Source organism: Streptomyces sp. NPDC043867 (genome assembly GCF_056435845.1).
The window spans coordinates 230,435-237,187 of the sequence record NZ_JBWKDS010000006.1 but is presented as its reverse complement, the minus strand read 5'-3'; the positions used below and the strand labels follow the sequence as shown (position 1 = coordinate 237,187).

Here is a 6,753-nt window from a genome sequence, read left to right as displayed (position 1 = left end):
TAGACACCCAAGCGGCGTCTTCTTATGCTTTGGGCGAGACCCGGCCGGGACGGGGCTCGGGGGGTGGTTAGCCCCCCCGGTGCGATGCTGCCCCCCCCCCCCCCCCCCCCCCCCCCCCGCGTCACAGGGTAGGGATAGGGCGTTTGACCTGCGGTTATCGACTCGTCATCCGCAGATCGGGCAGCGCTCGAAGTGCCGGCCGAGGGCTTTGGCCATCCGGGACTTCACGGCGAGAGCGTTGGTCGCGCTCGTCTTGGCCGCCGCGGTGCCCGCGCTGCGCTGGGAGTGGTTGCGCAGGTAGGCGATGTCCTGCTCGTAGCCGCGCTTGATGCGCGCAAAGCGCTCGCAGGTCTTCATCGGGCTCTCCTTGTGTCGCGGGGGAGGTGGGCGAGCGTCGGGTCCGCGTACAGGGCGGCCTGGAGGTCGCTGAACAGCTCGTTGCTGACGGTGATGTTGGCCTTGCGCAGGTGCGGTCGGATGGCTCGGCGGGTCATCCGGCCTTCTGCGAGGGCGGCTTCGCGGGCGACCGCGACCTTCGCTTCCCACGGGACTTCGTCCTGGTCCGCGGGTTTGGTCCGCTGGTCCGCAGCCGGGGCGTCGTTGCCCGTGGTCCGCGCCCCCCGCGGTCCGCCCGAGGAGGCATCCTCACCTGGGTCCGCCGGCTGGTCAGTGGGCTGGTCCGCGTCGTGGTCCGGTGCCGGGTTGGTCCGCTGGTCCGGAGCCGGGGCGTCGTGGTCCGCGGGGTCGGAGTCGGCCGGTTGGTCCGTGGTCCGCGCGGTGTCGTCGGCGGTCCGCGGGTGCTCGCGGTCCGGCATCTGGTCCGCCGGGGCGCCCTGGTCCGCGCCCGCCGGATCAGCTCCCTCGGCCGGTCCGCGCTCGTGGTCCGCTCGCGCGTGGTCCGCCGGACCAGATGCGCTAGGGGCCGCTTGACCTGCGGCGTTGCTGGTCCGCACCTCGCTGTCGGCCTGCTGCGGACCAGCGGTGATCTCCTGGTCCGCCGACCGGTCCGTCGGATGGTCCGCGGTAGGACCGTTGTGGTCCGCGTCGTGGTCCGGTGCCGGGTTGGTCCGCTGGTCCGGAGCCGGGGCGTCGTGGTCCGCGGGGTCGGAGTCGGCCGGTTGGTCCGTGGTCCGCGCGGCGTCGTCGGCGGTCCGCGGGTGCTCGCGGTCCGGCATCCGGGTGGCCCACGCGTCTTCGTCCGAAGCCTCCGGACCGGTCTGGTCCGCTCGTCCGTCGCCGTGGTCCGCTCGCGGCGCGGTGCGGTCGGTGGTGACGGTGGCACCGAGGTGCACGGCAAGTGCTGCGGCCAGTGGCGGCACGGCCGAGACACCGATCACCAAGTACGGGCTGGCGGTGAGGTGCCCGGTCGACACGAGGTGGCCCAAGGCGTTGAGCAGGACGGAGACGGCGACGGTGAGAAGGGTCAGGACGCGGCCGAGGCTGCGGCCGGTACCCCCGGCGATCCACGCGAGGCCGGCGACCAGGGCCAGGACGTCGACGCTGACGGGAAGGGCCCAGGAGAGCACGTATCCCCAGCCCACGGCGCGGCCGAGGGCGGCGAGGGTGTCGGCGGAGGCTGCCATGGCGACAGCGGCGACCAGGGCAGCACCGCCGATGATCAAGTTGCGGTGGGTCGTGGCGATGCTCACCGATGGCACCTTGTGGTCCGGGTGGTCTCCATGGCGAAGTGGTCCCAGGCTCTGAAGCGGTGGGGTGGTCATGCAGCCTTTCCGAGGGAGGCGATCAGGGCGTGGGTCTGTAGCCGGCGGGGGCCGTCCGAGGTGGTGCTCTCTCCGTCCTGGGGGTGCTCGCCGTCGGCGTCGTCGTCGGCTTCGTCGAGGCCCCAGTAGCGGTCCCGGTCCTCGATGACGTGGGCTGCCTCGCGCATCAGGTCGCGGATCCAGTCCAGGTCGGCGCTCAGGAGGTAGGCCACACGCTCCGGGCTCCAGCCGCGCAGGTATGCGTGGTGAATGAGGGTGCTGCGCTCCGCGGTGCTCAGGTGGACGTCCCGTCCCTGGAGGACGGCGCGTACGCGGCCGTAGTCCAGGCGCTTGCTCAGGTTGGCCAGCCAGGGCTGGCGCTCCTTGTCGGTCAGGCCGCCCCAGATGCCGTAGCGGACCTGGTTGTCGATCGCGTAGTTGAAGCAGTCCTTCTTCACCGGGCAGGTGGCGCAGGTCCGCTTCGCCTCGGCGATGGCCTGGTGGTCCCGGGGCGTGTGGAAGAACAGTGCGTCGGCGCGGGCCGGGTCCATGCCGTGGCATGCCCCCCGGGCGTGCCAGCTGTGGTCGGCGATCCCTCGCAGGTCCGGTGCGGGGGAGTCGTTCGTGGTCTTGTAGCGCAAGGGAGTCTCCGAGGTCGCCTCGCTCGATGGCGGGCAGGGCAGCACCGCGGTGCGGTGGTGTGCGGCGGCGAGGCGGGACAGGGTGCGGCGGACGGGCCGCACGGCGGATCGGTGGCGCAGGAGCGGGTCAGCGGCGCCGGAAGCGGCGGTCGGGCCCGGTGAACTCGACGGCGGTGCACATGCCGGACAGGCGGGAGAGCACGCGGTCGCCGACCCGCTCGCGCAGCACAGGCTGGCGCGCGGGCACTTCGGAGGTGCGCACGGGCGGCATGTTGCTGGTGACGATCGTCGGCAGCCGGTTCTGGCAGCGCCAGTTGACCAGCCGGAAGGTGATCTCCTCGGTCCACTCGCTGGGCTTGGCCGCCCCGAGGTCGTCGAGCAGCAGCAGCGGGATCCGCACGATCCGCCGCAGCAGGTACTCGGGGTCTGCCCCGGTGCGCGGGCGCAGCTCGGCGTACAGGTCGGCGGCCGTGGCCGCGTACCAGTTGACCCCGCACCCGGCGGCGGTGAGCGCGCGGATGGCCCCGTACGCCTGGTGGGTCTTGCCGGTACCGGTGGCGCCCCACAGCAGCAGGCTGGGCCCGTGCGTGATCTGCCGGCGCCCCGTGGCGCCGTAGTGCGGGTTGACCCCGTCGGCGTTCGGCGCCACGGCATTGTCGGCGATGGTGCGCACCCACGCGGCGACGTCCGGGTGCTCGGGCACGGCGTCGCGGTAGTCGACCGGGAGGCGGGCCTGGGCGGCTTCCAGGGCCGGGATCGGCTCCGGGGTGTCCGGCAGGGGACGGTCCAGGTCCAGGCCGCGCTCGGCGAGCTTGGCCTCCAGGCGCTCACGCAGCCGCTCGGAGATCGCGGGCTGCGGGTCGGCGTAGCGGGAGCGGGTCACAGGCGGCCTCCAAACGTCGTCGGCTCGGTGGTGGGGTTGAGATACGGCGTGTAGGAGCTTCCGGTGCTGGCCCAGGGCCCCGCGCCGGAGGCGGACGACAGCGCGGCAGCCGACTGGGGCGTGGCGTTGACGACCTCGTTCACCAGGCTTGGCAGGACGCTGGGGTTGAGGCCCTTGGCCCGCAGCTTGTCGAGTGCGGCGCGGATGTCGTCGGCCTCGAACCGCTCGTCGAGCAGGGCGTTGATCTTTCGGCCCAGATGGCCGAGGAAGTCCTCCGGAGGGCGGCGGTTGCAGCCCCTGACGTACTCGGCCACCAGCTGCTTGGCCGAGACCTCCGCCGAGGAGTCGGTCGCGGGCGCCTCGCGCCCCGTAAGGAAAGATCCAGGATCCAAGATCCTAGATCCAGGGCGTGACTCCTCCCGTAGTCCTCCCGTAGTCCTCCGGGAGTCCTCCGTTAGTGTCGTCTGACCTGCGGTTTTACCCGCAAGCGTCGAGCCGGTGTCCGTGGGGGCGCCGACCGCTGCGGTCTCGGGCTCCACAGGGCGCTCCGGGGTGTCGGCGGTGGGGATGACAAGCAGCGGAAGCCCTCCCTGCGGGCTCCGGGAGTCCTCCGGGAGGACTCCCGGAGGGGTGAGTCCCACCGGGGCCGATGCCTCTGCCCGCGTGCTGGGGCAGGCCGCGTCCTGGCACTTGCCGCAGTGCTGCCGGGCCTGGTGTGTGGGGCAGCGCGGCAGGCGGGAAACGGTCGCCTTGTTGATCTTCTGGTGCTGGTCCCAGGTCACGATGTGCAGCCAAGTCCGCCCGTCGCACCCGGTGTACCGGCACACCAGCCCGGCCGAGGCCAACTCCTCCAGGTCGCGGGCGACGTGCGTGGCGGTGTGCTCGGGACGCAGGGCCCACAGCCGCCCGGCGATGATCGCGGGGTGGTCACGGTGCCGACCGGAGTCATCGGCTTGGGTCAGGAGCCCGAAGAAGGTCCGCTCGGCGGTGAGGCTGACCGAGGCCAGGTCCTCCGACTCGAACGCCTCGGGCTTGATCGTGCGGATGCGTGCCATCAGGCCCCACCCCCGACGCCGTGCTGGAGCGAGCCCTGCCGGGCCGGTATGCGGTCGCCGGCGGTGGACAGGGGGCAGCCAGCCGCGCTGGCCGGACTGATCGGCCTTTCGCGCAGGGCGGTGCGCATGCAACACTCTCCTCTGAAGTGGAAGCCGCTCCGGGGCGTGTTTGGGAATTGGCCCGGTGCGGTGAAGGTGGGTAAATCTCCGGCCCTTGCACAGGCAGGAGTTCCATTTGGCGGACGGCGTCTGGGAGTTGCACCTCTCGGGCGCCGCCGCTGTTTACTGGGCTACGTGGCCCAGCTGACTCGCGTGAACCCCATGCCGCTCCTTCTGGCGCCAGACGCCGGGCGGGGTGCCCGGCGAGGGACGACGAACATATGCGGGTGTCGCCACAAGATCCAGACTTAGCTAAAGGCCGCGGTACAAGTCGCAGAGGGAGGGCGCCGACACCGGCGCCGGCGGGTCGAGGCCGCGGGCCGTGACGCAGGCAACAGCCGTCGGATCGCTCCGAGCTTCCCGGAGATGATCTGCACTGCGCCCCCCTGTGCTTCATGCCACTATGCGTCGAACCGGCTGGTCAGATGGATTTAAGCCAAGCTGCATGAGGGCGTCAACGGCGATCTTTTGCCCGATTTGCACGCATAGATCGGTCGGCTGGTGAGTGCCCGCCGATTCACCTACGGGGCCGTAAGTCGCTTGCGGTGTAAGCGGAATGAGGTGATCCCCTTGAAGGGGCGGGGATTTCCGTAGCCTGGTCTAGACCGGCCTAGGGGCCGCGAACGAAAACCGGCAAACTTTTGCCGGTTTCGCGGAGCGATCATGAACTCCTTGCCGAGATGCCCGATTCGGCAGTGAACGTCGCTCCAGTGTCGCCGAGTTCCGTTCAGGAATAAACAATGCATTCCAGGTGGTATGTGGTCGAGGCCACACGTGGTCAAGATCGGCTAAATCTTTGCGTATGGTCGTGGTGGGGAGACGGAAGGGCGGGGGTGAGCGATTGTGCTGCCCCTCTTTTTTCATGCCCGAAAACAGGCGTCTCCATCTGAGAGGAGAGGGAGGATCTCAATGGTCGCGACGGAACCGGACCAGCGTGACAGCGACGGCGCTGCGGTAGAGGGGACCTCCGGCAAGGGCGCCGGCGGGCAGCGGCCCGCCGGCCAGTACATGGGCTTCGGCGCGCTGCTGCGCCGGTGGCGCAGGGCTGCAGGTGTCACGCAACCCAGAGCAGCCAAGGCTCTGGGCATGGGAGAGCGCACCTACCGCAAGATCGAAAAGGGTGCGACGCCGCCACGGCTCACCCCTGCGCAGTGCGAGTCCCTGGCGACCCTGCTCGGCCTGGACCGCGAGGAGCGCCACGCGCTCCTGCTGTACAACATCGGCTCGAACCTGATTCCGCCGCGCGGCGCGAACCAGCCGCAGCTACAGCAGGCACTGCGTTTGCTCATCGACCGGCAGATGCCCAGCCCTGCGTACCTGTGCGACCAGTACTGGAACATCCTGGGCTTCAACACCGCTATGGCCGAGTGGTGGCCCTGGGTGATGGAGCCGGAGGCGAACCTCATCCTGTGGGCCTTGACGTCGCCGGAGGCGCGTACCCAGTACCAGGACTGGGACATGCACGCCTCTGCCTACGTGAAGATACTCAAATTCGCCGAGGCCACGAAGCCGGATGACGCCGAGCTGCGCGAGCTGATCGAAAAGGTCAAGAAGGATCCCGACGTCAGGCACGTCTGGGAGACCGAGCATGACATGGGGGAGACGCGCGACGGTCATGTATTCCGGATGAACGTGCCGGCCCTGGACTGGGAGACGGTCGAGGTCGTCAGCCATGTCCTCTACCCGGCCTCGATGCCGGAGTGCCGGTTCGTCGTGATCACCTGGGTCGAGGGCGGCGAAGATGAGCGCGACGCGCTCGGAGGCGCCCGGAACGCCTGGGCAGCCACGACGGCCAACCAGGACGATGTGGAAGCTGCGCAGCGGCACGCGCAGAATCGCGTGGCCGCGGACGCCGCGGCCCGCTGGAGGCGGGAGGCGGCGGCCCTGGCCTCCCGGATGGTCGTGGCGAACGCAGAGGACGCGGCAGCGCTGGCCGGGGAGAACAGCATCCCGATGCCGGCGATCAGTAGGGTCGTGGGCCCCAACGCCCAGCTGACGCTCGCGCCTGACCAGCGCACCGTGGTGTGGGCGGTGGAAGAGACGGCTGGTTGCTGGTCAGTTACCCATGTCTCGCCTGCCACCGTCATCGCGCGCGTGCCGAGGGAAGCCGTGCACGGCGCATGCCGCGCCGAAATCCTTCAGCTGGTTCGCGCGGCGCTGCCAGCCGCAGCCGACGCAGCAGCCACGCGCATCGGGCAGCTCCTCGAAGAGCGCGACACCGAGCAGCGGGTGCTGCGCGAGGTTCTGAACCTGATCGAAGATCGCGACTGTGGTGAGCCGGATACCCGGGAAGCAGGCCAAGAGCCCTAGACCAG

6 protein-coding genes are annotated in these 6,753 nt (G+C 70.3%); 1 reads left to right on the top strand and 5 read right to left on the bottom strand.

What is annotated here, in order from left to right; genetic code table 11:
- Positions 1-165 precede the first annotated feature (165 nt).
- The 5 genes from AC069T_RS08760 to AC069T_RS08740 form a co-directional block, all read right to left on the bottom strand.
- Positions 166-357 carry a hypothetical protein gene (locus AC069T_RS08760; protein WP_478782043.1) on the bottom strand — a complete coding sequence of 64 codons (192 nt, stop codon included), beginning with the start codon at positions 355-357 and terminating at the stop codon, positions 166-168.
- The gene (locus tag AC069T_RS08755; RefSeq protein ID WP_478782042.1) at positions 354-1,649 is read right to left on the bottom strand and encodes a DUF2637 domain-containing protein; all 1,296 of its coding nucleotides are present in this window, start codon (positions 1,647-1,649) and stop codon (positions 354-356) included. Before AC069T_RS08755 ends, AC069T_RS08760 begins: the two co-directional genes overlap by 4 nt.
- 68 nt (positions 1,650-1,717) lie before the next feature.
- Positions 1,718-2,443, bottom strand: coding sequence for a WhiB family transcriptional regulator (locus tag AC069T_RS08750; protein WP_478782041.1), 726 nt, complete (start codon positions 2,441-2,443; stop codon positions 1,718-1,720).
- Between the two features lie 25 nt (positions 2,444-2,468).
- Positions 2,469-3,224, bottom strand: coding sequence for an ATP-binding protein (locus AC069T_RS08745; RefSeq protein ID WP_478782040.1), 756 nt, complete (start codon positions 3,222-3,224; stop codon positions 2,469-2,471).
- Complete coding sequence (locus tag AC069T_RS08740) at positions 3,221-4,279, bottom strand: hypothetical protein (RefSeq protein ID WP_478782039.1); 1,059 nt, start codon at positions 4,277-4,279, stop codon at positions 3,221-3,223. Before AC069T_RS08740 ends, AC069T_RS08745 begins: the two co-directional genes overlap by 4 nt.
- A 1,068-nt stretch (positions 4,280-5,347) precedes the next feature.
- Here AC069T_RS08740 and AC069T_RS08735 point away from each other — a divergent pair.
- The gene (locus AC069T_RS08735; protein ID WP_478782038.1) at positions 5,348-6,748 is read left to right on the top strand and encodes a helix-turn-helix transcriptional regulator; all 1,401 of its coding nucleotides are present in this window, start codon (positions 5,348-5,350) and stop codon (positions 6,746-6,748) included.
- The last annotated feature ends 5 nt before the right edge of the window (positions 6,749-6,753 follow it).

Coding starts and splice junctions, on each gene's coding strand:
- AC069T_RS08760 (WP_478782043.1), bottom strand. CDS start 357: ATGAAGACCTGCGAGCGCTTTGCGCGCATCAAGCGCGGCTACGAGCAG.
- AC069T_RS08740 (WP_478782039.1), bottom strand. CDS start 4,279: ATGGCACGCATCCGCACGATCAAGCCCGAGGCGTTCGAGTCGGAGGAC.
- AC069T_RS08735 (WP_478782038.1), top strand. CDS start 5,348: ATGGTCGCGACGGAACCGGACCAGCGTGACAGCGACGGCGCTGCGGTA.